The sequence below is a fragment of the Nonomuraea sp. NPDC048882 genome (genome assembly GCF_040649755.1).
In the GTDB taxonomy this organism is placed as follows: Bacteria; Actinomycetota; Actinomycetes; order Streptosporangiales; family Streptosporangiaceae; genus Nonomuraea; species Nonomuraea maheshkhaliensis.
In genome coordinates, this window is the sequence record NZ_JBEZGB010000006.1 from 83,130 (window position 1) to 107,529 (window position 24,400).

Sequence of the window (24,400 nt, forward strand, 5' to 3'; positions counted from 1 at the left end):
GTCTCTTCCTCGATCTCACCTGGGCCCGCCCCGGGCCAGGAACTCCTTGATGATGGGCGTCTGCCGCGCCTCTTCCAGCAGGAAACAGTCGTGACCGTACGGCGCCTCGATCACCTGGAACTCGACCGGCTTGCCCAGCCCATCGAGCGCCTCGGCGATCTCGCCCGACGCGGACGGCGGGTAGAGCCAGTCGGAGCTGAACGCGATCAGCAAGGTCCGCGCCTTGACGCCTTCGAGCGCCCGCGCGAGCGATCCGCCACCGTGCTGACGGGCGAGGTCGAAGTAGGTCAGCGCGCGCGAGGTGTAGAGGTAGGTGTTGGCGTCGAAGCGCTTGACGAACGAGTCGGCCTGGTGGCGCAGGTAGCTCTCCACCTCGAACTCGGGCTCGGTGATCGTGTAGCGGACGTCGTCGGCGAACTGCAGCCGCCGGCCGAACTTCTCGTTCAGCCCCTGCGCGGACAGATAGGTGATGTGGCCGACCATCCGCGCCAGGCCCATGCCGGCGTCGGGCGCGCTGCCGGTGCCGTGGTATCGCCCGCCCTGCCAGGCCGGGTCGCGCATGATGGCGTCGCGGGCGATGGCGTTCCAGGCCACTCCCTGCGGGTGGAGCGCGTGGGTGCTGGCGATCGGGATGATCGCGTCGACCTGGTCGGGGAACCGGACCGCCCACTCCAGCGCCTGCATCCCGCCGAGCGAGCCCCCGGCCACCGCCGCGAGCCGTTCGATGCCGAGGGCGTCGAGGAACGCGCGCTCGGTGCGGACCATGTCCGCGACCGTGATCACCGGGAAGTCCGCGCCGTACGGCTGCCCGGTAGCCGGATCGATCGACGACGGGCCCGTGGTGCCGCGGCAGCCGCCGAGCAGGTTGGTGGAGACGACGAAGTAGCGGTCGGTGTCGAACGCCTTGCCGGGGCCGATCATGCCGTCCCACCAGCCGAGCCCCTTGCCGGCCGCGCCGTCGCGCTCCTCGGCGCCGAAGCCGTCGCGCGTGCCCTCCTCGGGCGGCGCCTTCGCGAAGCCGGCCGCGTGGGCGTCGCCGCTGAGCGCGTGGCACACCAGGATGACGTTGTCGCGCCGTGGGGACAGGACGCCGTAGGTCTCGTACGCGACGCGGACCGGATGCAGCTCCCGGCCGCAGTCGAGGCGCACCGGCTCGGGCAGATCGAGATGGCGCGTCTCCACCGTGCCGACGGAGCCGGCCGCGAGCGTAGTGGCTGGCTGCGACATGGGGCTATGGTAGCCCGCCACGGGCAGTATATGGTCAAATACCTACCGGGAAAGTGGGATCTCAGGCGAAGGGGCGGGACATGACCACGGTCGCCAACGGAGTCAACGTACAGGCACTGCTGGACGCGCGCGAGGCGCTGAAGGGCGCCCCCGAGGCCGCCCAGTTCGTCTGGCGAGCCTCCTCGAAATGGCAGGACGGCGTCCACAGCACGACGCGGGTCAAGGAGTTCTTCGGCCTCGGGCAGGAGCAGGAGCACAAGAACGAGGCGGTCTTCGACGCCGACCACCCCGAGGTCTTCGCGGCCCAGGACAACGGCATCACGCCGATCGAATACCTCCTCATCGGCCTGGCGAGCTGCCTGACGGCGGGCGTGGCCTCCGTCGCGCAGAACCGCGGCATCCAGCTCCGCTCGGTCGAGGCGGCGCTCGAAGGCAAGCACGACATCCGCGGCATCCTCGGCGTCGACAGCGACGTGCGCAACGGCTTCAACGACATCAAGGTGACCTTCACCATCGACGCGGACGCGTCCAGGCAGGACATCGAGGCGCTGGTGGCGCAGTCGCAGAAGCGGTCGGCCGTGTTCGACGCGCTCACGAACCCGACGGACGTCACCGTCGAAGTCGCCTGAGCCACCCCTTTCTTACCCCGAGCAGTACCGAGCAGTACTGAGGAGCAGAGCCATCGAGTCCGTCACCACCGTCGTCATCGGCGCCGGGCACGCGGGACTGGCCGCGAGCCACTTCCTCACCCGGCGCTCGATCGACCACGTCGTGCTCGAACGCGGCGAGGTGGCGAACTCGTGGCGGCGCGAGCGCTGGGACTCCTTCCGGCTGCTCACGCCCAACTGGCAGAGCCGCCTGCCCGGCCACCGCTACGACGGCCCTGACCCCGACGGCTACATGACGATGGCGGAGGTGACCGCGTTCATCGAGGGCTTCGCCGCCCGCTCGGGGGCGCCCGTCAGGACCGGCGCCGACGTCACCTCCGTACGGCGGGCCGACCACGGCTACCAGGTGACCACGGGCGGCGGCGAGTTCCGCTGCCGGACGGTGGTGATCGCCACCGGGGCCTGCAACGTGCCCGTGGTGCCGCCGTTCGCCGGCGCGGTGCCCGCCTCCGTCGAGCAGGTGACGCCGTTCGGCTATCGCGGTCCCGCGCAGCTCCCCGACGGCGGCGTGCTCGTCGTCGGGGCGTCGGCGACCGGCGTGCAACTGGCGGCCGAGCTGCGGCGCTCCGGCCGTCCCGTGACGCTCTCGGTGGGCGAGCACGTACGGCTGCCGCGCACGTACCGGGGGCGCGACGTGCTGTGGTGGATGGACGTCTCCGGGGTGTGGGACCAGCGCTACGACGAGATCGACGACCTCACCCGGGCCAGGCGGCTGCCCTCGCCCCAGCTGATCGGCACGGATGAGCGGACCACGCTCGATCTCAACGCGCTCACCGCGATGGGGGTCGAGCTGGTGGGCCGCCTGGCCGCCGTGCGTGACGGGCGAGCGCTGTTCTCCGGCGGGCTGCGTAACGTGTTCTCCCTCGCGGACCTCAAGATGGAACGTCTGCTGGACACGTTCGACGCGTGGGCGCGCGAGCACGGCTGGGACGGCGAGGTCGGGCCGCCCGAGCGCTTCGCCCCGACGCGGGCGCCTGAGCGGGCACGGCTCCAGCTCGACCTGCGCGGCGGCGAGATCCGCACGATCGTGTGGGCGACGGGGTTCCGGCCCGACTACGGGTGGCTCGACGTGCCCGTGATCGACGAGAAGGGGCGGCTGCGGCACGAGGGCGGCGTGGTGGACAGCCCCGGGCTGTACGCGCTGGGGCTGCCGGTGCTGCGGCGGCGCAGGTCCACGTTCATCCACGGGATCGAGTCCGACGCCCGCGAGGTCATCGGCCACCTCGCCGGCGTGACCCTCGCAGGACGCGCCGACGCCTGAGCCGGGCGGGCCGTGGCCCTCCGGATGCCATGACGCTTGACGCGGGCGGGCAGTGGCCCACCGGGCTGGGTGCGGGCCTCCGGCATCGGTCGCGGCCGTGGCGGGGTCAGCCGGGTGGGTCCGTGGTGGTGGCGGCGTGGCGTTCGTAGTGGCGGGCCACCCTGGCCCGGTTGCCGCAGGACGGTTTGCACCATTCCTGCCGCCCGTGGCTCTTGACGAAGTAACGCACGCACCGGGGCGCGTTGCACGCCCGCAGCCGCTCGCGTTCTGGGCCGCTGAGGAAGTCGATGGTCGCCCGGGCCAGGGCCGCGACCAGCCGGACGCCGGCGTCGGGCTCGGCCGAGAACACCACCGTCCTGGGCGGTGCGCCCTCGGGCCAGTCGAGGCGCGGCACCACGGTCTCACGGGCCGCCGCCGCATTGAGGCGGGCCAGCGCCTGCTCGACCGGCATCAGCCGGTGGGCGTCGGCCCGGCTCGGCGGCGCCGGGCTGACCGCGTGCGCGAACAGCGCGCGTACGGCCCTGCGCAGCTCGACGATCTCGTTCCAGAGCCCGGCGTCCACCACGAGCCGCGTGACGTCGACCTGCCCGCCCAGTGACTCGCCCCGCTGCCGGACCCAGCGGGTCGCGCCCTCCGGGGTGGCCAGGTCGTCGGCGACACCGCCGTCGCCGTCGTGGCGGATCGTGCTCGCCAGGTCCAGCGCCGGCCAGCTCCCCATCTCGCCTCCTCCTGTTGCCCGTGTCCCCTCCGTACCCTATCGTCACTAACGCTAAAACGGAATTAACCATTAGACGCCCTTGCGGGAGGCCCGATGACGTTGCTCCTGGCCCAGATCAGCGACCTGCACCTCGACGGCACCGAGCGGGCGACCCGGCGCGCCCGCCTGGTCATGGACTACCTGCGTGCGCTCCCCCGCCCGGTGGACGCCCTGCTGGTCACCGGCGACATCGCCGATCACGGCGCGGAGTCCGAGTACGAGGAGGCCGCCGAGCTCCTCACCGCCCCCTTCCCCGTGCTGACCTGCCCCGGCAACCACGACGCCCGCCCGGCCTACCGCAAGGCGCTGCTGGGCCGGCCCACCGGCTCGGGCCCCGTCAACGAGGTGCACCACCTGGGCGGGACCGCCGTCCTGATGTGCGACACCACGATCCCCGGCCGGGACGAAGGCCGCCTCGACCCGGAGACGCTCTCCTGGCTGCGCGCCACCCTCGGCGGCCTCACCCCGGACACGCCCGCCCTGATCGCCTTCCATCAGCCGCCCGTCGTGCTGCACCACCCGCTGCCCGACTGCTGCCGGATGGAGTCGACCGCCGAGCTGGCCGCGTTGCTGGACGACCATCCCCAGGTCGCCGCCGTGCTCACCGGCCACGCCCACACCGCCGCCGCCTCCACGTTCGCCGGCCGTCCCCTGATCGTCGGTCCGGCCGTCACCTGGACCCTGCGCATGCCGTGGGAGGGTGAGCGGCCCGACGACCGCGAACAGCCGCCCGGCCTCGCCTTCCACCTCCTGGACGACGACCGCCGCCTCACCACGCACTTCCGCGTCGTGCTCCAGGCATGATCTCTCTGTACGCGGCGGCCGGGTTCCTGCTGGCGATCCTGCCCATCGTCGCCACTCCGGGCGCCAGCATGACCCTGCTGGTCCAGCACGTCACGGCCGGCGGCCGGCGCCAGGCACTGCCCGTTCTGCTCGGAACGGCGACCGGCCTGTACGCCCACGCGACCCTGGCCGTCGCCGGCCTGTCGGCCCTGATCATGCACTCGGCCCAGGCGTTCACCGCCGTCAAGCTCGTGGGCGCGGCCTACCTCGTGGGTCTCGGCCTGTGGACCTGGCACACCGCCACCCGCCTACGGCCTCAAGCACCCGCCACCCGGTCCTTGTCTCCCGCGCCCGCCGACCAGCTCGAGCCTTCCGCGTCCACCGACCTGCCCCCGCCTTCCGACCAGCTCCTGCCTTCCGACCAGCCCCTGTCGTCCGACCAGCCCCTGTCTTCGACGTCCGCCGACCGGCCGGGGCGGGCCCGATCCGTCTACGTTCAGGCCGTGCTCGCGAACGTCCTCAACCCCAAAGCCGCCTCCATCTACCTGACCCTGGTGCCGCAGTTCGTCGTCCCCGGGTCTTCCGTCGCCGGGCAGATCCTCGCGCTGGCCACCGTCCACGCCGCGCTGATGGCGGTGTGGTTGCTCACCTGGGCGGCGCTCCTGCACCGAGGGGCCCACCTCGTCCGCGAGGCGCGTTTCCGGCGGATGATCGGCAAGGTGAGCGCCGTGGTGCTGGTCGCACTCGGCGTCAGGGCCGCCACGGCGTAGCCCGTACGGGAGCGACAGGGCGGGCCGCCGGAGGCCGCGGGGATGGCGGCGGCCTCCGGGGCCGCACCGGTCAGGCCGCCTTGGGGAGCATGCCGTTCGGGTCGAGGACGTACTTGCGGGCCGCGCCCTCGTCGAACTCGTGATACCCGCGCGGCGCCTCGTCCAGCCCGATCGCCGTGGCGTTGACCGCCTTGGCGATCTGCACCTTGTCGTGCAGGATCGCCTGCATCAGCCGACGGTTGTAGCGCATGACAGGGCACTGGCCGGTGGCGAAGCTGTGCGACTTGGCCCAGCCCAGACCGATGCGGATGGACAGCGACCCGTGCTTGGCGGCCTCGTCGGCGGCGCCCGGGTCGCCCGTCACGTACAGGCCGGGGATGCCGAGCGCGCCGCCCGCCCTGGTGACGTCCATGAGCGTGTTGAGCACGGTGGCGGGGCGCTCCACCTCGGCCTCGCGGCCGTGACCGCGCGCCTCGAAGCCGACCGCGTCCACGGCGCAGTCCACCTCAGGCTCGCCGAGGATCTGCTCGATCTGGTCCCTCGGTTCGCCCATGGCGACGTTGACGGTCTCGCAGCCGAAGCTGCGGGCCTGGTCCAGACGTTCCTTGTTCAGGTCACCGACGATCACCACGGCGGCCCCGAGCAGGTGCGCGGACGCGGCGGCGGCCAGGCCGACCGGTCCCGCCCCGGCGATGTAGACCGTGGATCCGGGACCCACTCCCGCCGTCACACAGCCGTGGAAGCCGGTCGGGAAGATGTCCGCGAGCATGGCCAGGTCGAGGATCTTCTCCATCGCCTGGTCCTTGTCGGGGAATTTCAGCAGGTTCCAGTCGGCGTACGGGACGAGGACGTACTCGGCCTGCCCGCCGACCCAGCCGCCCATGTCGACGTAGCCGTACGCCGAGCCGGGCCGGTCGGGGTTGACGTTCTCGCAGATGCCGGTGTTGCCCTCCTTGCAGTTGCGGCAGCGGCCGCAGGCGATGTTGAACGGGACCGACACTAGGTCGCCCTTTTTGATGAACTCCACGCCTGGGCCCGTCTCCACGACCTCCCCGGTGATCTCGTGACCGAGGACGAGGCCCTGGGGGGCGGTGGTGCGCCCGCGTACCATGTGCTGGTCGCTGCCGCAGATGTTGGTCGCGACCGCCTTGAGTATCGCGGCGTGCGGCAACTTGCGGCCGACGTTGGCCGGATTCACGCCGGGGCCGTCCTTCAGCTCGAATCCGGGATAGTCGATCTCGTGGACCTCGACCTTGCCTGGGCCTTCGTAGATGACTCCCTTGTTACCAGGCATGGTGCTTTCTCCCTCGCGTCGGAAGTGATGGGGCATGCGTTCGCGGCACAGGCTCGCGGACCACCTCCTCCCCGCCGGGGACGAAGACAAACGACGGACGTTTTGTCCTCTAAATCCGAATATATCCCTATAAGTCGGCGGAGACCTGGGGGCGGGTGAAGGCGTACAAAAGGGGCTTTGTTAGATCTTCACCGTTTCATGCATGCGGCGCGGTCGCGGCGGCGGGAAGGGTTCCGTGGGACGCCGGGAAGGCGTGAGACGGGGGTAGCCATGGGGATCAAGCAGACCGTTCCCGACACCAGGCTGGCGGCCGAGGCCACCGACTTCGTGCGGCAGGCCACCAGTGACCTGATCTACCACCATTCGCGCCGGGTCTATTTCTGGGGCGTCCTCCAGGGCCGCGAGCGCGACCTCAGCTTCGACCCCGAGTTGCTCTACCTCGGCGCCATGTTCCACGACCTTGGGCTGAACGAGGAGCACCGCGGCAGCGGGCGGCGCTTCGAGGTGGACGGCGCCGACGCCGCCCGCCGCTTCCTGCGCGAGCGCGGTGTGCCCGAGGACAGCGTCCGGCGGGTGTGGACCGCCATCGCGCTGCACACGACTCCCGGCATCCCCGAGTACATGGAGCCCGAGGTCGCCCTGGTCACCGCGGGCGTCGAGTACGACGTGCTCGGCCTCGGCTACTACGACCTCACCGACGAGCAGCGCGCCGAGGTCACCGCGCTGCATCCTCGGCCCGGCTTCAAGCAGGCGATCCTGCGGGCGTTCACGGAGGGCATCGCGCCCAAGCCGGAGACCACGTTCGGGAACGTGAAGGCCGACGTGCTCGAACGGTATGTGCCCGGCTATCGGCGAGGGAACTTCGTCGACACGATCCTCGACTCGCCGTGGCCGGAGTGACGCCTGACATTTCGGCTATTCGGTAAATGAGGGGAAGCGTCCGGCGAGCTCACTAGGCTGCCGTGCCATGACCGGCCCCACACACCACCGCTCACTCCCCCGCCCCAGCCTCGTCAGGGGCCTCACCACTCGTCTCACCATGGGGCTCGCCTGCGCACTCCTGCTCACCGTGACGGCCGGCTGCGCCGCCGAGGACGATCCGAGCCGGGCCACGGTCGGCTCCTGCCTCGAAGCGCAGGGCAAGGGCGGCAAGACCGTCCGGGACGACTTCCGCCTCGTCCCGTGCACGAGCCCGCGGGCCGCGTACAAGATGATCGAGAAGAACGACCAATGCGGTGACAGCACCAACGGATATCTGGAGATCGGCACCCGCCGGTCGCGCACCCGCCTGTGCCTGACGCTGAACGCGCAGGAAGGCGACTGCTTCTACCAGGAGATCGGCTTCCCGACCGGCCGGGCGTCCAAGGTGAGCTGCGGCCCCTCCGCGACCTACCGGGTCACCAAGGTGTCGGACGGCACCGCCGACGCCTCGGTCTGCGGCAAGGACGTACCGAACTGGACCAAGACCCCTGACGTGCTGCCGCGCGCCATCGTGTACCGCCACCCACCACTCACCCTCTGCGCCGACCGCCCCTAGCCTTTGCCGCCTCCCACCTGCGCATTCGGCCCGGCCAGATCTCTAATTCCCGCCATAGCCGACATGTGTGGTAAATCTCCGTAACCACATTTGTCACGGAGGCCCCATGCGTATCCTGGCCGTTGCCGGGTTGACCACCATGCTGCTCGGGTCCGGCGCCATCGCCGCACCCACCGCCTTTGCCGCGCCCGCCGCTCTGGCCGCGCCCGCCAAGGACGGACCCGTCGAGCATCGGCTCGCGGCCACCTTCGCCGCGGGTGACGACTACTGGACGCCCGAGCGCATGCGCGCCGCCCAGCCGCTGGCCGCCCCGGCCGGCTCGGCCAAGGCGGCGACCAGCCGCGCCACGACGTCGGCCGCGGCCGGAGAGCCGGTGGAGTTCGCGCCCGTCGCCGGCCCGCGCCCGGGACCCAAGCCCACGAACGGCTTCCCCTTCGTCGCCAAGGCGGCCGCCCAGCAGACGTGGAAGGGCGGCGGCCTGATCGCCAAGACGGCCGGCAAGGTGTTCGGCACCGGCGGCAACGGCAAGAACTTCGTGGCCTCCGGCACCGTGGTGAACAGCGCCGACGGGGACGTCATCGTGACCGTCGCCCACGCGATGATCGACGGTGAAGGGCGCTGGAGCACCAACCTGGTCTTCGTGCCCGCGTACAAGGACGGGGCGGCGCCGTACGGGAAGTTCACGGCGCGCACCATGTACATCTGGTCCGGCTACTACAAGGACAACGCCCACCAGCCGCCGCTCGACTTCGGCATGCTCGTCGTCAACAAGGTGAAGAGCAAGACCCCGGTGCAGACCGTGGGCGGGCAGGGCATCAGGTTCAACGTGACCACCGAGGGCACGTCCAACACCCTGTTCGGCTACCCGAGCAACGGCAACGGCGGCAAGACCCTGCAGTACTGCAGCGGCGCGTCCGTCAACCCGTCGTACGGCATGAAGTACGCGATGCTCTGCGACATGGGCGGCGGCTCCAGCGGCGGGCCCTGGTTCCAGGAGTTCAACCGGACCACCGGCACCGGCTACGTGATCTCCGCCCACGCCCTGCGCAACACGACGACCAGCTACGGCGCCTACTTCGGCCCCGAGGCCCTGGCCACCTTCCGCGCCGCCGTCGCCGCCTGACCCACCGGCTGCTGGTCGCCGCTTTTGTCCCTCCGGCCATCTCGACCCCCGGCACCCTCGGCAGCTCAGGCCGGGTAGGCGTGGGTTTCCGTGGCCTTGACCGAGGCCCAGATCCGCTGGCCGGGGGTCAGGTCGAGGTCGGCGAGCGCGGCGGGCGTGATGTCGGCGAAGGCGGCGATCGGACCGTCCAGGTGGACGCGGACGTTGTCGCCGTGCCGTTCGATCCCTCCGATGCGGGCCTGCCACAGGTTGCGCGGGCTGCCGTCCGGGCGGGTCCGGTACAGCGCCACGGCGGCGGGAGGAAAGGCGACGAACGCCGCCCCGTCGATCGGAGGTTCGGAGGTGTGCAGCAGCAACTCCCCCACCTCGACCCGGCCCCCGCCGGCCACGCCGCGATACAGGTTGAGCCCGACGAGCCGGGCCACGTAGTCGGTACGGGGCCGCCGGGCGACCTCGGCCGGGGCGCCCTGCTGGACGACGGCGCCGTGCTCGATGACGATCAGCCGGTCGGCCAGCACCATCGCGTCCAGCGGATCGTGGGTGACCAGCACGGTGACGCCGTCGAAGTCGGCCAGATGCCGCCGCAACTGGGACCGGATCTCCAGCCGGGTGTGCGCGTCGAGCGCCGCCAGAGGCTCGTCCAGCAGCAGCAGTTCGGGCTGTACGGCGAGCGCGCGGGCGAGCGCGACCCGCTGGGCCTGCCCGCCGGACAACTGCCGCGGCCTGGCCGCCGCCCGATCGCCCAGCCCGACCCGTTCCAGCAGCACAGCGGCGGCGGCCCTGGCGTCGGCCTTGGGTCTCCCCTGGCAGCGGAGACCGAACGCGACGTTGTCCAGCGCGGACAGGTGCGGGAACAGCAGGTAGTCCTGGAACACCATGCCGATCGGCCGGCTCTCGGCGGGCAGGGTGTGCAACTGCCTGCCGCGCAGGGTGATGTGCCCACCGGACAACCGGGTCAGCCCCGCCAGGCCACGCAGAGCGGTGGTCTTGCCCGCACCGTTGGGCCCGAGCAGCGCCACCACCTCGCCCGGCCGTACGTCGAGCGTCAGGTCGAGCGTGAAGGCGGCCCGCTCGACCACGAGCCGAGCGTCAAGACTCACGGCGCACTCACCCACCGGTCGCGCAGGCTGGCCAGGATGACCACCGACACGGCCAGCAGCACCAGGCTGAGCACGATGGCCGCCTCCGGCTCGGTCTCCAGCGCCAGATAGACGGCCAGCGGCATCGTCCGGGTCGTACCGGGAAAATTGCCGGCGAATGTGATCGTCGCCCCGAACTCGCCCAGCGCCCGCGCCCAGCAGAGCACCGCCCCCGCGACGACCCCCGGCATGACCATGGGCAGCGTCACCCGCCGGAACACCGTCCACCGTGAGGCCCCAAGCGTCGCCGCAGCCTCCTCGAACCGCCTGTCGGCGGCACGCAACGCACCCTCCACGCTGATCACCAGGAACGGCATCGCCACGAACGCCTCCGCCACGACCACCCCCGCCGTGGTGAACGGCAGCGTGACCCCGAAACCGGCCTCCAGCCACTGCCCGACCAGCCCCCGCCGCCCCAATACCAGCAGCAACGCGACACCCCCGACCACCGGCGGCAGCACCAGCGGCACGGTCACCAGAGCCCGCACCACCCGCCGGCCAGGAAACTCCACCCGGGCCAGCAACCACGCCAGCGGCACCCCCAGCACCAGGCACAGGACGGTGGCGACGGTCGCGGTGACCAGCGACAACCGCAACGCCTCCAGCACCTGCGGCTCGGCCAGCCGTTCCAGCAACGTCGCCCAGGGAGCCCGGACCAGCAGCCCCGCCAGCGGCAACACCAGAAAGACCAGCCCCAGCACGGCGGGCACCACCAGCACCCACGGCAACCGCCCGGAGATCCCACGCCCTGACTCCGAACGCCGAGCGGCCCCGTCACGGCGTCCATTACGGCGTCCATTACGGTGTCCGTCTCGGGCGCCGTGGCGGAGGCCGCCACCGGGACCGTCGTGGGGCCCGGCGTCTGGTTCCGGTATGGGGCTGCTCATCAGCGGACTTCGCAACCCGCCTCGGCCGCCGCGCTTGACCGCGACACCACCTGGGCTGCGGACAGCGTCCGGCACCGCCGCAGGGAACCGGCGCAACCCACGAACCGCCTCCTCACACCTGCCCGGCCACACGGTCGCGCCCGGGAACCTCCACGACGACGTTGGTGGACTTGATCACGGCGACCGCCACCACGCCGGGCTCCAGCCCCAGCTCGTCGGCGGCCTGGCGGCTCATCAGCGACACCACCCGGAACGGCCCCGCGGCGATCTCCACCTGGGCCATCACCGCGTCGCGGATCACCTCGGTGACGATCCCCCGGAACCGGTTGCGCGCCGACGAACGGCCGCCGTCGTCATCGGCCCCCACCTGCGCGCGGGCGAAAGCGGCCAGATCGGCCCCATTCACCCGCCGGTGACCGTGCTCGTCCCGCTCGGCCCCGAGGCGGCCCGCGTCAACCCAGCGGCGGACCGTGTCGGAGCTGACGCCGAGCAACGCCGCGGCCTCACTGATCCTGAACGTCGTCACAGCCCCACACATTACCTACCGCACGTGCCAGCCATAACCCCCGCCATCCCCGCAACAGCGGCACCGTACCCACGAAAGCCATCGCATTTGGGACACCGGCCCGCACGCCCGGAAGGCCCGGCCGGGTCACCAGGTCTTGCCGGCCTGCTCCCTGATCGTGTGGTTGATCCGGTTGAAGAAGTTGGTCAGCGCGATGTCCAGAACGACAGCCGACAACTGCCGCTCGTCGAAGTGCTCGGCCGCGGCGGCCCAGATCTCGTCGGTCACCCCCGGCGACCCGTCCTGGATCCGGGTGGCCGCCTCCGCAAGCGCGAGCGCCGCCCGCTCCGCCTCCGTGAAGAAGGGCGTCTCGCGCCACGCGGCCACGCTGTGCAGCCGTTCGTCGCTCTCCCCGTGCTTCCTGGCCGAGTGGATCCCGGCGAAGACGCAGGCGGAGCAGCCGTTGATCTGGCTGGCCCGCAGATGGACCAGCTCCAGCACGCGCGGGTCCACCCCGCCCGAGTACATAGCCTTGTAGAGCCCCTTGATGGCCGCCATGACGTCGGCGTCGGCCGGGCTCTGCATCCGTGCTTGCATCGTTGTCGCTCCTTCGTTCCGGTTACCCGGGCCGGTCCTGGCCCGTCATCACCTATGACGGAGCGGTTTCGAGGAAGGTAACGACATGTCCGACCACCGCCAGGCAGACCTGGTGACCGAGGCGTTCGAGGCGCAGCGCGAGCGACTGCGCGCAGTCGCCTTCCGCATGCTGGGCTCGCACGCCGACGCCGAGGACGTGGTCCAAGAGGCCTGGCTGCGGCTCTCCCGCCAGGACGCGGCGGCCGTCCACAACCTGGCCGGCTGGCTGACCACGGTGGTCGGCCGGATCAGCCTCGACGTCCTGCGCTCGCGGAAGACCCACCCCGAGGCGTCCTACGGTGACCGCCTGCCGGGCGTCGTCGTCCTCGACGAGGAGGCGGAGCCGGAGGACGAGGCGGTGCTGGCGGACTCGGTCGGGCTGGCGCTCCTCGTCGTCCTGGAGTCGCTCACGCCGGGCGAACGGCTGGCGTTCGTCCTGCACGACCTGTTCGCGGTGCCGTTCGACGAGATCGGCCGGATCCTCGGCAGGTCGGCCGACGCGGCCAAGATGCTGGCCAGCCGCGCCCGCAGGAAGGTGCGGGCGACGGAGGGTGAGCTCGTCCCCGGGCGGGAGCAGCGGCAGGTGGTGCGGGCCTTCCGCGCGGCCGCGCGGGACGGCGACTTCGAGGGGCTGCTGCGCGTGCTCGACCCCGACGTGAAACTGACCGTCGACGCCCCGGGTGGCGAGGTCGTCGTGCTCGGGGCGACCGAGGTCGCCGGCCGGGCGCGGCTGTTCTCCGGCGCGGCGGCACGGATGCGGGAGGTGCTGGTGGACGGCCTGCCGGGGTTCATGTCCTGGCGTGCTGACGGCACCCCGCTGTCGATCCTGTACTTCACCGTCACCGGCGACCGGATCACCGCCATCACAGCCCTGACCGACGGCGCCCGCCTGGCGGCGATGAACCCGCCGGCCTGAGCGTCCCGAGACGGCCCCCGTGCACAAGACCAACACAAGATCCCAGGCCGACGGACCACCTCCAGCACGGGGATTAAGATCCACTTTTATGATCATTCGCTTATTAGCCGGCACCGCAGTGGGCCTGGCACTCGTCTCCGTCCCGGCCACCGCGGAGCCGGTCAAGGGCGCTCCCGAGCTGACCCACAACGACCTCTACAAGGCCAAAGCCCCCAAAGCCGCCTGCAAGCTCACCAAGGGGACGAGTAGGGCGTCCACCAAGAAGTACGTCACCAAGCTCGTCGACTGCCTGAACAAGGCGTGGAAGCCGGCCATCAAGGACTTCCAGCCCGTGAAGGTGACGTTCAAGAGCGAGGACGACAAGGAGTCCTGCTCCACCGGCGTGAGCCTCTCCCGTTCGTTCTCCGAGATCTGCTTCAGGGAGATCCGCGTCAGGGTGGCCGACGACTGGATCAGGGCCAAGAACGACTTCGCGGTGTTCACCTCCATCGCCGCCACCTGGAGCGGGGTCGTGACCGGGCAGACCGGCATCGGCTCGGCCTGGTGGGCGCTGCCGAACGGCGCGTCGGAAACCGTCCTGCACGAGCACAACCGCCGCTACTACCTGCAGATCGACTGCTTCCACGGCGTGTCGGCGAAGGCGCTGGGGCGCCGGGTCAAAGACTGGAAGCCCGTCACCAAGGTGCCGGACATCTGGAAGCACAAGTTCCACGGCAAGCCCGCCAACCGCCTCCACTGGCTGGAGACCGGCTACAAGAGCGGCAAGCCGGGCGCCTGCAACACCTGGAAGGCCACCTCCGCCAAGGTCGCCTGACCGCGCCGACGTGAACGCTCGTCGTCTTCGACCGGCTCAGGTCTGTTCCGGCGGCTCGCGCGGGGCGGGCGACCGGTGCCGGGCTCGGGCTGGCTAAGCTGCGCGCATGGCGCGGATTCTCCTCTTGCACTCGATGTACGGCCTGCGGCCCGCCGTCCACCAGGCGGCCGACCGGCTGCGGGCGGCCGGTCACACCGTGCACGTCCCCGACCTGTACGACGGCCGGGTCGTCGACACGCCCGAGGAGGGCATCGCGATCAAGGACGAGATCGGCCGCGACGAGCTGCTGAAGCGGGCCGTGGCCGCGGCGGCCCCGCTGTCGGCCGACGGCCTGGTCTACGCGGGCTTCTCGCTCGGCGCGGCCATCGCGCAGAACCTCGCCCTGGGCGACGAGCAGTCGCGCGGCCTACTGCTGCTGCACGGGACGTCCGACATGGCCGAAGGCGTGTCCGCCGACGACCTGCCCGTGCAGTTGCACGTCGCCGACCCCGACACCTACGAGCCGGTCGACTGGCTGAACGCCTGGTACCTGCGGATGCGCCAGGCACGGGCCGACGTGGAGGTCTTCCGCTACCCGGGCGTCGGCCACCTGTTCACCGACCCCGACCTGCCCGATTACGACGCCGAGGCCGCCGAACGCGCCTGGGCCATCGCCCTGGACTTCCTCGCCGATTGAGCTCGCCGGCAGGACCGGCGCGGAGCTGGAGGCGGCGTGGCGGCTGCGGCTGAGCGACCTGTTGGAGGACGATCCCGCTGCCGAGGCCGAATTGCGGGTGCTGGTGGCGACGTTCGGGACGTCGACCTCCGCCTCCGGGCCTGGGTCGATCGCGATCAGCGGTGACAACAGCGGGATCGCCTCCACCGGCGACAACACGACGAACGTACAGATGCGGGCAGAGGCATCGGGGTCGGGCCGCGTGTATCAGGCCGTCCGGGACCAGACCATCAACGAGACGGTGCTGCCGGAGGCGGTGGTTCGGCCGGTGGCCGAGGTGGTCGCACCGCCGCGGCTGGTGAATCTGCCCCGGCACACGCGCACGTTCGTCGGCCGCGGTGAGGAACTGGCCCGGCTGGAGGCGGCGCTGCGCGGCGGGGGTGAAGTGGTGGTGGCCGCAGTGCATGGCCTGGGTGGGGTGGGTAAATCCACGCTGGCCGCGCACTACGCACTCGCCCAGGCAGCGCGGCGGGATGGCGGAAGCCTGAATCCGGTGTGGTGGGTCACGGCCGACTCCGCCCAGGCGGTCGAGACCGGCCTGGCGGGCCTGGCGGTCGCACTGCAGCCGGAACTGGCTACGGTGTTGCCATTGGAAGCGCTGGCCGAGCGGGCCACCGCGTGGCTGGCCGCCCATCAAGGATGGCTGCTGGTACTCGACAACGTGGTGAACACGGCCGACGTGCAGCCGCTGCTACAGCGGACCCTGACCGGCCAGGTGCTGGTAACCAGCCGACTGAGCGAGAGCTGGCACCGGCTGGACGCCCAGCTGCTACACCTGGACGTACTGGGCAAACGAGAAGCACTCGAACTCCTGGCCCGCCTTGTTACCCCTGGCCTCGTCTCCTCCGCAGTCCAGGCCGTCCTCGACGGGCACCCGCCGCAGGAGCTGGACGGAGCAGCCGACCTGGTACACGAGCTGGGCCATCTGCCCCTGGCGATCGAGCAGGCAGGCGCCTACCTGCACCAGACCCGGCTGACCCCGCACGCCTACCTGGAACTGCTGAAAAAGCAGCCGGCGGTGATGTACAACCGAACCGCCCGCGGCGCCGACGCCGAACGCACCATCGCCCGCATCTGGCGCCTGACCCTAGACCAGCTGACCGGCACTCCCCCGGCCGACGACCTGCTGCGCATCCTGGCTTGGTACAACGCCGAACCCATCCCCCGCACCCTGCTCGACGGACCGCTGGACGACCTGGACGCCGAGCCGAGCGAGGTGCAGCACGCGTTGGGCGAGCTGGCCGCCTACAACATGATCACCCTCGACGGCCAGGCGATCACCGTGCACCGGCTCGTCCAGGCCGTCGCCCGCACCCCCGACAGCCAAGACCCGCACCGGCAACCCACAGCCATCGACACCCGCCCGCGACCGGGCCACCCACCTGCTTGACAATGTCGCCCCCGAGCCGCTGTGGGATCCAGCCGGATGGCCACTCTGGCGAGCGCTGCTCCCCCACATCGCCACCCTCGCCGATCACACCAACCCCATCACTGACACCTCCACCACTGCCCGTCTACTCAACCTCACCGGCATCATCCTCAGAGGGCAAGGCACCATCAACAGCGCGATCGGCGTACTCACCCGCGCTCGTACGGCCTCTGAGCGGGCGCTGGGCGCCGACCATCCCAACACCTTGACCTCCCGCAACAACCTCGCCGCCGCCTACCAGACGGCGGGAGACCTGAGCCGGGCCATCCCGCTCTACGAGGCCACGCTCGCCGACTGCGAGCGGGTGCTGGGCGCCGACCACCCTACGACGAAGACGGTGCGAGCCAACCTGGAAGCAGTCAGGTAACCCACGGCTCGACGAAGACAACGGGCCGGCCCAAGCGGGCCGGCCCGAGTCAAAACGGGGACGATCAGGCGATGTCGAACCGGTCGAGGTTCATGACCTTGTCCCATGCCGCCACGAAGTCCGTGACGAACTTCTCCTTGGCGTCATCACTCGCATAGACCTCAGCCAGCGCCCGCAGCTCCGAGTTGGAGCCGAAGACGAGGTCGGCGCGGGTGCCGGTCCACTTGACCTGGCCGGTGGCGGCGTCGCGGGCCTCGAACGTGTCCTCGTCGCCCCCGACGGCCGACCACTCCGTGCCCAGGTCGAGCAGGTTGACGAAGAAGTCGTTGGTCAGGACGCCGGGCGTCTCGGTGAGGACGCCGTGCTGCGAGCCCTGGTAGTTGGCGCCCAGGACGCGCAGGCCGCCGATGAGGACGGTCAGCTCCGGGGCGCTGAGGGTCAGCAGGTTGGCCCGGTCGAGCAGCAGGTATTCGGCCGGCAGCCGGTTGCCCTTGCCCAGGTAGTTGCGGAAGCCGTCGGCGGCCGGCTCAAGGGCGGCGAACGACTCGACGTCCGTCTGCTCCTGCGTGGCGTCCACGCGGCCGGGACGGAAGGGCACCTCGATCGCGTAACCGGCGTCCTTGGCGGCCTTCTCGACGCCGGCGACGCCGGCCAGCACGATCAGGTCGGCCAGCGAGACCTGCTTGCCGCCGGTCTGCGCGCCGTTGAAGGACTGCTGGATGCCTTCGAGCGTGCCGAGCACGGCCGCGAGGCGGTCGGGCTCGTTGACCTCCCACGAGCTCTGCGGCTGCAGGCGGATGCGGGCGCCGTTGGCGCCGCCGCGCTTGTCGCTGCCGCGGAAGGAGGAGGCCGACGCCCACGCCGTGGAGACGAGCTGCGACACCGTCAGGCCCGAGGCCAGGATCTGGCCCTTGAGCGCGGCGACGTCGGCGGCGTCGATGGTCTCGTACGTCGCCTTGGGCAGGGGGTCCTGCCACAGCAGGACCTCGGCCGGGACCTCGGGGCCGAGGTAGCGCTCGATCGGGCCCATGTCGCGGTGGGTCAGCTTGTACCACGCCTTGGCGAAGGCGTCCGCGAGCTCGTCGGGGTGCTCCAGCCAGCGCCGGGTGATCTGCTCGTAGATCGGGTCGTAGCGCATCGACAGGTCGGTGGTCAGCATCGTCGGGGCGTGCGTCTTCGTCGGGGCGTGCGCGTCGGGCACGGTGCCGGCGCCCGCGCCGTCCTTCGGCCGCCACTGGTTGGCGCCGGCGGGGCTCTGGAACAGCTCCCATTCGTAGCCGTAGAGGATCTCCAGGAAGCTGTTGTCCCAGGTGATCGGGGTGTTGGTCCAGATGCCCTCAAGGCCGCTGGTGATGGTGTCGCCGCCCTTGCCGGTGCCGAAGCTGTTCTTCCAGCCCAGGCCCTGCTGCTCGATGGAGGCGGACTCGGGGTCGTCGCCGACGTGGTCGGACGGGCCCGCGCCGTGGGTCTTGCCGAAGGTGTGGCCGCCGACGATCAGGGCGGCGGTCTCCTCGTCGTTCATCGCCATCCGGCGGAACGTCTCGCGGATGTCGCGGGCGGCGGCGATCGGGTCGGGGTTGCCGTTGGGGCCCTCGGGGTTGACGTAGATGAGGCCCATCTGAACGGCGCCGAGCGGGTTTTCCAGCTCGCGGTCACCGGTGTAGCGCTCGTCGCCGAGCCAGGTGGTCTCGGGACCCCAGTAGACGTCCTCCTCGGCCTCCCATACGTCCTCACGACCGCCGGCGAAGCCGAAGGTCTTGAAGCCCATCGTCTCCAGGGCCACGTTGCCGGACAGGACGAGCAGGTCGGCCCAGGAGAGCTTCTTGCCGTACTTCTTCTTGATCGGCCACAGCAGGCGGCGGGCCTTGTCCAGGTTCGCGTTGTCGGGCCAGCTGTTGAGCGGGGCGAAGCGCTGCTGGCCCGCTCCGGCGCCGCCGCGGCCGTCGCTGATGCGGTACGTGCCCGCGCTGTGCCAGGCCATCCTGATGATGAACGGGCCGTAGTGGCCGAAGTCGGCCGGCCACCAGTCCTGCGAGGTGGTGAGCACCTCGGCGATGTCCCGCTTGACGACCGCGAGGTCCAGGCTCTTGAACGCCGCGGCGTAGTCGAAGTCCCCGCCGAAGGGGTTGGCCACGGCGGGGTTCTTGGCCAGGATCTTCAGGTTGAGCCGCTCCGGCCACCACTGACGGTTGCCACCACCCTGCGTCGGGTGCGGTGCGCGCGTATGCGCGACCGGGCAGCCGCTTTCGCCCTCCGGCTGCGGGTCTGTGACGATCGCGTCATGGTTCTCGGACATGGGCATCCTTCCGGACTGTGGAGATCACGTTTGCTCAGGTACTGATGTCGGTGGAACAGGCGGGGCACAAGCCCCAGTAGATGACCTCGGCCTCGTCGATGACGAAGCCGTGCTCCTCGGACGCGCTCAGGCACGGCGCGTGGCCGACGGCACAGTCGACGTCGGCCACGGCCCCGCAGGACCGGCAGACGATGTGGTGGTGGTTGTCCCCGACCCGGCCTTCGTAGCGGGCCGGGCTGCCGGCCGGTTCGATGCGGCGGACGAGGCCCGCCGCCGTGAGGGCGTGCAGGGCCTCGTAGACGGCTTGCAGGGAGACGTGGCCGACGCGTTCGCGCACTCCGTCGGCGATCGCCTCGACGCCGAGATGATCGCCTTCTCTGACGGTGTCGAGCAGTGCCACGCGGGCGGCCGTGACCCGCAGGCCCGCGCCGCGCAACTCCTCGGCGGTGGTCGGAGTGCTGGATGCGGTCATGTCGTCAAACCTACCGCCACAAAGACGAACTGTACAAGATAATGAATCGTCCAAGTCTGGGGCGCGGACAGGTAACCGACGGCGTTTCCCGAGCCGTGCCGGTCAGGCCGCGACGGCCGCGCGTACGGCGCGGTAGAGACTCGCGGCCCGGTCGTCGGGGACGCCCTCCCTGAGGCGGTTCATCACGTAGCCGAAGGCGATCCCGCTCTCCTGGTCCGCGAAGCCGATGGAGCCGCCGAGGCCTCCGAAGCCGAACGCGGAAGGCGAGTACCAGTACGCGTCCTTCGCCGGCAGGCCGAACCCGGTGCCGATCCGTACGGGCATCCGCAGGATCCGGTCGATCCCGGCGGCCCGCTCCTCGATCGCGGCGGCCAGGCTGCCGGGGGTGAGGATGCGGCGGCCGTCCACCTCGCCGATGAGCGCCGCGTAGAAGCGGGCCAGGCCGCGGGCCGTGCAGATGCCGTTGGTCGCGGGCAGTTCCGCGGCCTGCTCGGCGGGGTCGTTGTGGTCCAGCGCGGGCTTGACGACGCCCATCGCACGTGAGGTGAGCGAGTCGGGGTCGGCGTAGACGGCCAGGATCTCGCGCATGGGCTCGGGGAGGGCGTCGAGGTCGATGGCGCTCGGGTCGAAGGCGGCCTCGTCGGTGAGGATGCGGCTGACGCGGTGGTGCTCGGACTCGGGCAGGCCGATCCAGAAGTCGATGCCGTACGGCCCCGCGATCTCCTCGGCGAGGAACGTGCCGACGCTCCTGCCGCTGACCCGGCGTACGACCTCGCCGACGAGCCAGCCGTACGTCATCCCGTGATAGCCGTGCTCGGTCCCCGGCTCCCAGTACGGCTTCTGCGCGGCGAGCGCGCGCACCATGGGCTCCCAGGCGATGGCCTCGGCCGGGGTGATCGGCCGGTCGACCGCGGGCAGTCCGGCCTGGTGGGTGAGCAGCCACCGCACCGGCAGCCGTTCCTTGCCCTGGGCCGCGAACTCGGGCCAGTAGCGGGCCACGGGCGCGTCCAGGTCGAGCTCGCCCCGCTGGGCCAGCAGCAGCGCGCAGGCCGCCGTGACGGCCTTGGTGGTGCTGTAGACGACCTGAAGGGTGTCGCGCTCCCACGGACGCCCGGCCTCGGGATCGGCGATCCCGCCCCACAGGTCGACGACCTTGCGGCCGTGCACGTAGACGCTCACCGCCGCGCCGACGTCCTGGCCGGAGTCCAGGTTGGCGGCGAACGCCGTGCGCACCGCCTCGAATCCCGGTGCGACGTCCCCATCGATCTCGGGCATGACTCATCTCCTCTCGTCAGGTCCGCGAAGAAGACGCGAAGAAGAAAGGGGTCAGCGGCGGAACTTCTCGACCAGCCAGGCGCACAGCTCAGGCTCGGTCATCTCGGGGAACTCCGCCGCGAACGTGGACAGCGCGCGCATCGCCTCGTCCCGGTCGAGGCCGCGGGCCAGCGCGGCCTCGAGGTAGTCCTGCCGGGCGGCCGTCGGACGTCCTCCGCCCGCGCCGCGCCCTGGCAGCCCCTCACGCCAGCGGACGATCTCCGCCAGCCGATCGGCCCGCCAGCCGGGGGCACCGTCCACCTCGACGTCAGGCGCGGGGAACGGGTGATCGGAGTCGCCGGGGAAGCGGGTGCGCCACTTGTGCACCGCGTGCCGGGTCACCCCCAGGGCCTCGGCCAGGCCGAGGATGCCGAGGTAACGCTCGGTCATGGATGCACCTGCTCGTCTGTCCGGCCTCCTTCGCGGATCTCCACTACTACCACGGAAAAGCGCCCTGCTTCACGAGCGCCGGAAACATTGTCTCTATGAGAGACTAAGTTGGCAAGTACGGCTCCACGCCGTCGTACTCGACCAGGAGATGACGCGGCCCGCGCAGGACGGGGCTCGGCCGGTAGGGAGGCGGGTCGGTGACGAGCCTGGGCGCGCGCAGCCTGCGGACGAGCTCCGTCAGCATGATCTGCCCCTCCAGCCGGGCCAGCGGCGCGCCGAAGCAGTAGTGCACGCCGCCGCCGAAGCCCAGATGCTCGTTGCGGAGGCGGTACGGGTCGAAGCGGCCCGGGTCGCTCACGTGGGCCGGGTCCCGGCTGCCCGCCGCCAGCGCGAGCACGACGGGCGCGCCGGCCGGGATGGTGACGCCGGCGATCGTGATGTCGTCGAGAGCGACCCGCGAGGACAGGAAGTGCACCGGCGGCTCGTAACGCAGCAGTTCCTCGACGGCGGGGACGATCAGGCCGGGATCGGCGCGCAGGCGTTCGAGCAGGTCAGGATGGCGCAGGAAGGTGAGCATGCCGTTGGCGATGAGGTTGATCGTGGTCTCGTGGCCGGCGATGAGCAGCAGCACGGCGGTGGACATCACGTCCTGCGGCGTCATCCCGCCCTCAGGGCCCCGATACGTGACGAACCCGGACAGCAGGTCCTCCCCCGGCTGCCGGCCGCGCTCCTCGGCCAGGCCGCCGAGGTAGCCGCGCAGCTCGGCCGCGACGGCCTCGCGTTCCCGCTCCCGCTCGGCGCGGTCCTCCTCGCCCGGTTTCAGCGTCTCGACGAGTGCGTCCGCCCAGACGCTGAAGCGCGGCTGGTCCTCCACCGGCACGCCGAGCAGCCGGCAGATGATCGCGACCGGCAGCGGGTAGACGACCTCGTCCACGAGATCGGCCCTGTTCCTGTCCGCGATGCCGTCGATCAGCCCGGTGGTGATCTCCAGCATCGCCGGCCGCAGCCCCTCCACCACGCGAGGCGAGTGCGGCGGCCCGAAGTGGCGCATGGCGAGGCGGCGCAGCCGATCGTGCTCGGGCGGGTCGAGCCCGATGAAGGCGGGATTCTGGTCGAGCGCCTCGGTCGGGGCGGCGAGGTTGCGGCGGTCGGAGCTGATCCGCGGGTCGTGCAGCAGCGCGACGATCTCCCGGTACGTGCTCACGACGTACGTGCCGTCCTCCTGGCGCGCCACCGGCGTCTCGCGCAGCCGCTCGTAGAGCGGATAGGGGTCGGCGCGGCCCGAAGGGTCGAGAATCCGCTCGAAGAGGCTCTGCGATGACATGACCTGAACTCCTGCTCCATCTGTGCGGCGGTCAGCGTTGCGGCGGGTGGACCAGCGTGGCGCGGCGCTCGGCCGGGTCGTGGCCGGTCACCACGACGGTCGCCCCCGCCGTGGCGACCGTCCGGTCCGGGACCTGGGCCGGCATCGGCCGCGGGGCCTCACGCCGGTCGACGTGGCGGGACGCGGGCGGGAACGGCGCGGCCCGCTCGATCAGCCCCTGGTAGTACTCCAGCCACATCCCCTGGTCGAAGGTGACCGCCGCGGTGACCCGGCCCTGGTAGCCGTAGACGGCCACGAAGCGGCGCTCGTCCGTCGAGCCCTGCGCGATCACGATCTCGTCGGCGAACGTGGGTACGCCGACCGACTTGATGTTGACCCCGAACTGGGTGGACCAGAAGACCGGCACCGACAGGTGCGGCCAGCGGTGGGCCTGGTCGCTGACCATGTTGTGGGCGGCGATCTCGGCCTGGGCGACCGCGTTGCCCCAGTGTTCCAGCGTCATGAACTGGTACTGGTAGAGCGGGTGCGGGAAGCGGGCGATGTCACCGGCGACGAAGACGTCGTCCGTGACCAGGCCGTTGGTGTCGACGGCCCGGCAGCCGGCGTCGCACGCCACGCCCCACACGCCGGCGGCCAGCCCCGAGCCGTGCAGCCACTCGACGTTGCGGATCGAGCCGAGCGCGACCACCGCCACGTCGGCCTCCACCGTGCTGCCGTCCGACAGGCGGGCGCCGCGCAGCCGGCCCTCCGCGTCGCCTTCCAGGGCGGTGACGGTCGTGTCGCAGCGCAGGTCGACGCCGTGGTCGCGGTGCATCCGCGCGGCCACGCCGCCGATCACCGCGCCGAGCGCGCTGACGAGCGGGCTGGGTCCGCGTTCGACGACCGTCACGGGAAGGTCCAGCTCGCGGCAGACGGAGGCGATCTCGCTGCCGGTGAAGCCCGCGCCGAGGATGAGCACCCGGCGCGGCCGGGCGGCCAGAGCCTCTCTCAGGCGGGCGGCGTCCTCCAGCGTGCGCAGCGTGTGCACGCCCTCCAGCGCGGCCTCGGCCTCGTTCGGCCAGGGGCGGGCGCGGGTGCCGGTGGCCAGCAGGACCCGGTCGAAGCCGATCTCGCGGCCGTCGGCCAGGTAAACGCGCTTGTTCGCCACGTCCAGCCCCGTCGCCGGGGTGCCCGCGATCCACTCGGCCTCGAACTCGCGCAGCCGGGGCAGCATGGTGTGGCCGGACGGCACCTGCCCGGTGAGCACCTGTTTCGACAGCGGCGGCCGGTCGTAGGGCTCGTGGATCTCGTCGCCGATCACGGTCAGCGTCCCGCCGAAGCCCTCCCGCCGCAGCACGCCGGCGGCGCGCGCGCCGGCCAGCGAGGCTCCCACGATCACGATGTGGCCTTCGGTCATCTTCGCGGCCGGCGGCTGCTCGGCGGGCGGCCGCGCGGCCGAGGACAGGCCGACCCGGCGCGTCTGCGTCCAGTCGAGGTGGATGGCCTGGACGGGGCAGGCGGCGGTCGCCCGCAGCACGTGCTCGCGCTGCTCGTCGCCGGGGTCCAGGTCGTACAGGAGCGCCTCGTCGCGGACGGTGAAGACGTCGGGCGCGAGGAAGGCGCACTGGCCGTAGCCCTGGCAGCGGGTCAGGTCGACGATGACTCTCACAAGGCCACTCCCCCGTCGAGCGAGCACGTTCCCGCTGGCCGGCGGCGGGTCCCGGCGTGGGACCTACCCGCGCTGCCGAGGGCCGTAGCCCGCCCCGCGCGATCCTGCCCTGCTCTTTGCATGCCGGG

25 protein-coding genes are annotated in these 24,400 nt (G+C 71.3%); 12 read left to right on the forward strand and 13 right to left on the reverse strand.

Features of this window, described 5'->3' with window-relative positions:
- Nucleotides 1–15 precede the first annotated feature (15 nt).
- A complete protein-coding gene (locus AB0C27_RS22275) occupies nucleotides 16–1,227 on the reverse strand; it encodes a homoserine O-acetyltransferase (RefSeq protein WP_357846810.1) in 1,212 nt (403 codons plus the stop codon).
- A gap of 80 nt (nucleotides 1,228–1,307) precedes the next feature.
- On the opposite strand from AB0C27_RS22275, the gene AB0C27_RS22280 reads away from it, so the two are divergent.
- Both AB0C27_RS22280 and AB0C27_RS22285 read left to right on the forward strand, forming a co-directional pair.
- Nucleotides 1,308–1,856, forward strand: a complete 549-nt coding sequence (locus AB0C27_RS22280) for an OsmC family protein (RefSeq protein ID WP_346107570.1) — start codon at nucleotides 1,308–1,310, stop codon at nucleotides 1,854–1,856.
- A 76-nt stretch (nucleotides 1,857–1,932) separates the two neighbouring features.
- Nucleotides 1,933–3,156 carry an NAD(P)-binding domain-containing protein gene (locus tag AB0C27_RS22285; protein WP_357847863.1) on the forward strand — a complete coding sequence of 408 codons (1,224 nt, stop codon included), beginning with the start codon at nucleotides 1,933–1,935 and terminating at the stop codon, nucleotides 3,154–3,156.
- Between the two features lie 106 nt (nucleotides 3,157–3,262).
- Here AB0C27_RS22285 and AB0C27_RS22290 read toward each other — a convergent pair whose 3' ends face one another.
- Nucleotides 3,263–3,874 carry a CGNR zinc finger domain-containing protein gene (locus AB0C27_RS22290; RefSeq protein WP_357846813.1) on the reverse strand — a complete coding sequence of 204 codons (612 nt, stop codon included), beginning with the start codon at nucleotides 3,872–3,874 and terminating at the stop codon, nucleotides 3,263–3,265.
- 93 nt (nucleotides 3,875–3,967) lie between these two features.
- Between AB0C27_RS22290 and AB0C27_RS22295 the strand changes: the two genes are divergently transcribed.
- Nucleotides 3,968–4,717 (forward strand): metallophosphoesterase, encoded by a 750-nt coding sequence (locus tag AB0C27_RS22295; RefSeq protein WP_357846815.1) that lies wholly within the window; start codon nucleotides 3,968–3,970, stop codon nucleotides 4,715–4,717.
- Complete coding sequence (locus AB0C27_RS22300; protein WP_357846817.1) at nucleotides 4,714–5,466, forward strand: LysE family translocator; 753 nt, start codon at nucleotides 4,714–4,716, stop codon at nucleotides 5,464–5,466. The genes AB0C27_RS22295 and AB0C27_RS22300 overlap by 4 nt, the downstream gene beginning before the upstream one ends.
- Before the next feature lie 70 nt (nucleotides 5,467–5,536).
- Here the strand turns inward: AB0C27_RS22300 and fdhA are convergent, their stop codons facing one another.
- On the reverse strand, nucleotides 5,537–6,760 hold the full coding sequence (gene fdhA, locus AB0C27_RS22305; protein WP_357846819.1) for a formaldehyde dehydrogenase, glutathione-independent: 1,224 nt from the start codon (nucleotides 6,758–6,760) through the stop codon (nucleotides 5,537–5,539).
- Nucleotides 6,761–7,030: 270 nt separating this feature from the next.
- On the opposite strand from fdhA, the gene AB0C27_RS22310 reads away from it, so the two are divergent.
- The 3 genes from AB0C27_RS22310 (at nucleotide 7,031) to AB0C27_RS22320 (ending at nucleotide 9,420) form a co-directional block, all read left to right on the forward strand.
- Entirely contained in the window at nucleotides 7,031–7,660 is a 630-nt protein-coding gene (locus AB0C27_RS22310; protein ID WP_357846821.1) for an HD domain-containing protein, read from the forward strand.
- A gap of 67 nt (nucleotides 7,661–7,727) precedes the next feature.
- Entirely contained in the window at nucleotides 7,728–8,297 is a 570-nt protein-coding gene (locus AB0C27_RS22315) for a hypothetical protein (protein WP_357846823.1), read from the forward strand.
- 106 nt (nucleotides 8,298–8,403) lie between these two features.
- The gene (locus AB0C27_RS22320; RefSeq protein WP_357846825.1) at nucleotides 8,404–9,420 is read left to right on the forward strand and encodes a hypothetical protein; all 1,017 of its coding nucleotides are present in this window, start codon (nucleotides 8,404–8,406) and stop codon (nucleotides 9,418–9,420) included.
- Nucleotides 9,421–9,485: 65 nt separating this feature from the next.
- Here AB0C27_RS22320 and AB0C27_RS22325 read toward each other — a convergent pair whose 3' ends face one another.
- The 4 genes from AB0C27_RS22325 to AB0C27_RS22340 form a co-directional block, all read right to left on the reverse strand.
- Nucleotides 9,486–10,520, reverse strand: a complete 1,035-nt coding sequence (locus tag AB0C27_RS22325) for an ABC transporter ATP-binding protein (protein ID WP_357846827.1) — start codon at nucleotides 10,518–10,520, stop codon at nucleotides 9,486–9,488.
- Nucleotides 10,517–11,299: an ABC transporter permease gene (locus tag AB0C27_RS22330; protein WP_357847865.1), complete on the reverse strand. Its 783-nt coding sequence runs from the start codon at nucleotides 11,297–11,299 to the stop codon at nucleotides 10,517–10,519. The genes AB0C27_RS22325 and AB0C27_RS22330 overlap by 4 nt, the downstream gene beginning before the upstream one ends.
- A 259-nt stretch (nucleotides 11,300–11,558) precedes the next feature.
- Nucleotides 11,559–11,972 (reverse strand): helix-turn-helix transcriptional regulator, encoded by a 414-nt coding sequence (locus tag AB0C27_RS22335; RefSeq protein ID WP_357846829.1) that lies wholly within the window; start codon nucleotides 11,970–11,972, stop codon nucleotides 11,559–11,561.
- Nucleotides 11,973–12,098: 126 nt separating this feature from the next.
- Nucleotides 12,099–12,548, reverse strand: a complete 450-nt coding sequence (locus AB0C27_RS22340; protein WP_357846831.1) for a carboxymuconolactone decarboxylase family protein — start codon at nucleotides 12,546–12,548, stop codon at nucleotides 12,099–12,101.
- A gap of 85 nt (nucleotides 12,549–12,633) precedes the next feature.
- On the opposite strand from AB0C27_RS22340, the gene AB0C27_RS22345 reads away from it, so the two are divergent.
- The 5 genes from AB0C27_RS22345 to AB0C27_RS22365 all read left to right on the forward strand — a co-directional run bounded on the left by AB0C27_RS22345 (nucleotide 12,634) and on the right by AB0C27_RS22365 (nucleotide 16,828).
- The gene (locus tag AB0C27_RS22345; protein ID WP_357846833.1) at nucleotides 12,634–13,503 is read left to right on the forward strand and encodes a sigma-70 family RNA polymerase sigma factor; all 870 of its coding nucleotides are present in this window, start codon (nucleotides 12,634–12,636) and stop codon (nucleotides 13,501–13,503) included.
- A gap of 88 nt (nucleotides 13,504–13,591) precedes the next feature.
- Nucleotides 13,592–14,317 (forward strand): hypothetical protein, encoded by a 726-nt coding sequence (locus AB0C27_RS22350; RefSeq protein WP_357846835.1) that lies wholly within the window; start codon nucleotides 13,592–13,594, stop codon nucleotides 14,315–14,317.
- 106 nt (nucleotides 14,318–14,423) lie between these two features.
- Complete coding sequence (locus tag AB0C27_RS22355) at nucleotides 14,424–14,993, forward strand: dienelactone hydrolase family protein (RefSeq protein WP_357846837.1); 570 nt, start codon at nucleotides 14,424–14,426, stop codon at nucleotides 14,991–14,993.
- Between the two features lie 61 nt (nucleotides 14,994–15,054).
- Nucleotides 15,055–16,422, forward strand: a complete 1,368-nt coding sequence (locus AB0C27_RS22360) for an NB-ARC domain-containing protein (protein WP_357846839.1) — start codon at nucleotides 15,055–15,057, stop codon at nucleotides 16,420–16,422.
- Nucleotides 16,423–16,519: 97 nt separating this feature from the next.
- Nucleotides 16,520–16,828, forward strand: coding sequence for a tetratricopeptide repeat protein (locus AB0C27_RS22365; protein WP_357847867.1), 309 nt, complete (start codon nucleotides 16,520–16,522; stop codon nucleotides 16,826–16,828).
- A 64-nt stretch (nucleotides 16,829–16,892) separates the two neighbouring features.
- On the opposite strand, the gene katG is transcribed toward AB0C27_RS22365, so the two are convergent.
- From katG to AB0C27_RS22395, 6 genes are all read right to left on the reverse strand, one after another.
- Complete coding sequence (katG, locus tag AB0C27_RS22370) at nucleotides 16,893–19,124, reverse strand: catalase/peroxidase HPI (protein WP_357846841.1); 2,232 nt, start codon at nucleotides 19,122–19,124, stop codon at nucleotides 16,893–16,895.
- A gap of 34 nt (nucleotides 19,125–19,158) precedes the next feature.
- Nucleotides 19,159–19,596, reverse strand: a complete 438-nt coding sequence (locus AB0C27_RS22375; protein ID WP_357846843.1) for a Fur family transcriptional regulator — start codon at nucleotides 19,594–19,596, stop codon at nucleotides 19,159–19,161.
- Nucleotides 19,597–19,698: 102 nt separating this feature from the next.
- Entirely contained in the window at nucleotides 19,699–20,871 is a 1,173-nt protein-coding gene (locus AB0C27_RS22380; RefSeq protein WP_357846845.1) for a serine hydrolase domain-containing protein, read from the reverse strand.
- A gap of 51 nt (nucleotides 20,872–20,922) precedes the next feature.
- Nucleotides 20,923–21,300 (reverse strand): hypothetical protein, encoded by a 378-nt coding sequence (locus AB0C27_RS22385; protein ID WP_357846847.1) that lies wholly within the window; start codon nucleotides 21,298–21,300, stop codon nucleotides 20,923–20,925.
- A 103-nt stretch (nucleotides 21,301–21,403) separates the two neighbouring features.
- Nucleotides 21,404–22,624 carry a cytochrome P450 gene (locus tag AB0C27_RS22390; RefSeq protein ID WP_357846849.1) on the reverse strand — a complete coding sequence of 407 codons (1,221 nt, stop codon included), beginning with the start codon at nucleotides 22,622–22,624 and terminating at the stop codon, nucleotides 21,404–21,406.
- A gap of 31 nt (nucleotides 22,625–22,655) precedes the next feature.
- Nucleotides 22,656–24,272, reverse strand: a complete 1,617-nt coding sequence (locus AB0C27_RS22395) for an FAD-dependent oxidoreductase (protein WP_357846851.1) — start codon at nucleotides 24,270–24,272, stop codon at nucleotides 22,656–22,658.
- Nucleotides 24,273–24,400 lie beyond the last annotated feature (128 nt).

What these genes read in the sequence shown, in the direction of transcription:
- AB0C27_RS22290 (WP_357846813.1), bottom strand. Translation starts at nt 3,874, where the DNA reads ATGGGGAGCTGGCCGGCGCTGGACCTGGCGAGCACGATCCGCCACGAC.
- AB0C27_RS22355 (WP_357846837.1), top strand. Translation starts at nt 14,424, where the DNA reads ATGGCGCGGATTCTCCTCTTGCACTCGATGTACGGCCTGCGGCCCGCC.
- AB0C27_RS22340 (WP_357846831.1), bottom strand. Translation starts at nt 12,548, where the DNA reads ATGCAAGCACGGATGCAGAGCCCGGCCGACGCCGACGTCATGGCGGCC.
- AB0C27_RS22300 (WP_357846817.1), top strand. Translation starts at nt 4,714, where the DNA reads ATGATCTCTCTGTACGCGGCGGCCGGGTTCCTGCTGGCGATCCTGCCC.
- AB0C27_RS22280 (WP_346107570.1), top strand. Translation starts at nt 1,308, where the DNA reads ATGACCACGGTCGCCAACGGAGTCAACGTACAGGCACTGCTGGACGCG.
- AB0C27_RS22295 (WP_357846815.1), top strand. Translation starts at nt 3,968, where the DNA reads ATGACGTTGCTCCTGGCCCAGATCAGCGACCTGCACCTCGACGGCACC.
- AB0C27_RS22310 (WP_357846821.1), top strand. Translation starts at nt 7,031, where the DNA reads ATGGGGATCAAGCAGACCGTTCCCGACACCAGGCTGGCGGCCGAGGCC.
- AB0C27_RS22345 (WP_357846833.1), top strand. Translation starts at nt 12,634, where the DNA reads ATGTCCGACCACCGCCAGGCAGACCTGGTGACCGAGGCGTTCGAGGCG.
- AB0C27_RS22320 (WP_357846825.1), top strand. Translation starts at nt 8,404, where the DNA reads ATGCGTATCCTGGCCGTTGCCGGGTTGACCACCATGCTGCTCGGGTCC.
- fdhA (WP_357846819.1), bottom strand. Translation starts at nt 6,760, where the DNA reads ATGCCTGGTAACAAGGGAGTCATCTACGAAGGCCCAGGCAAGGTCGAG.
- AB0C27_RS22315 (WP_357846823.1), top strand. Translation starts at nt 7,728, where the DNA reads ATGACCGGCCCCACACACCACCGCTCACTCCCCCGCCCCAGCCTCGTC.
- AB0C27_RS22390 (WP_357846849.1), bottom strand. Translation starts at nt 22,624, where the DNA reads ATGTCATCGCAGAGCCTCTTCGAGCGGATTCTCGACCCTTCGGGCCGC.
- katG (WP_357846841.1), bottom strand. Translation starts at nt 19,124, where the DNA reads ATGTCCGAGAACCATGACGCGATCGTCACAGACCCGCAGCCGGAGGGC.
- AB0C27_RS22385 (WP_357846847.1), bottom strand. Translation starts at nt 21,300, where the DNA reads ATGACCGAGCGTTACCTCGGCATCCTCGGCCTGGCCGAGGCCCTGGGG.
- AB0C27_RS22350 (WP_357846835.1), top strand. Translation starts at nt 13,592, where the DNA reads ATGATCATTCGCTTATTAGCCGGCACCGCAGTGGGCCTGGCACTCGTC.
- AB0C27_RS22375 (WP_357846843.1), bottom strand. Translation starts at nt 19,596, where the DNA reads ATGACCGCATCCAGCACTCCGACCACCGCCGAGGAGTTGCGCGGCGCG.
- AB0C27_RS22380 (WP_357846845.1), bottom strand. Translation starts at nt 20,871, where the DNA reads ATGCCCGAGATCGATGGGGACGTCGCACCGGGATTCGAGGCGGTGCGC.
- AB0C27_RS22275 (WP_357846810.1), bottom strand. Translation starts at nt 1,227, where the DNA reads ATGTCGCAGCCAGCCACTACGCTCGCGGCCGGCTCCGTCGGCACGGTG.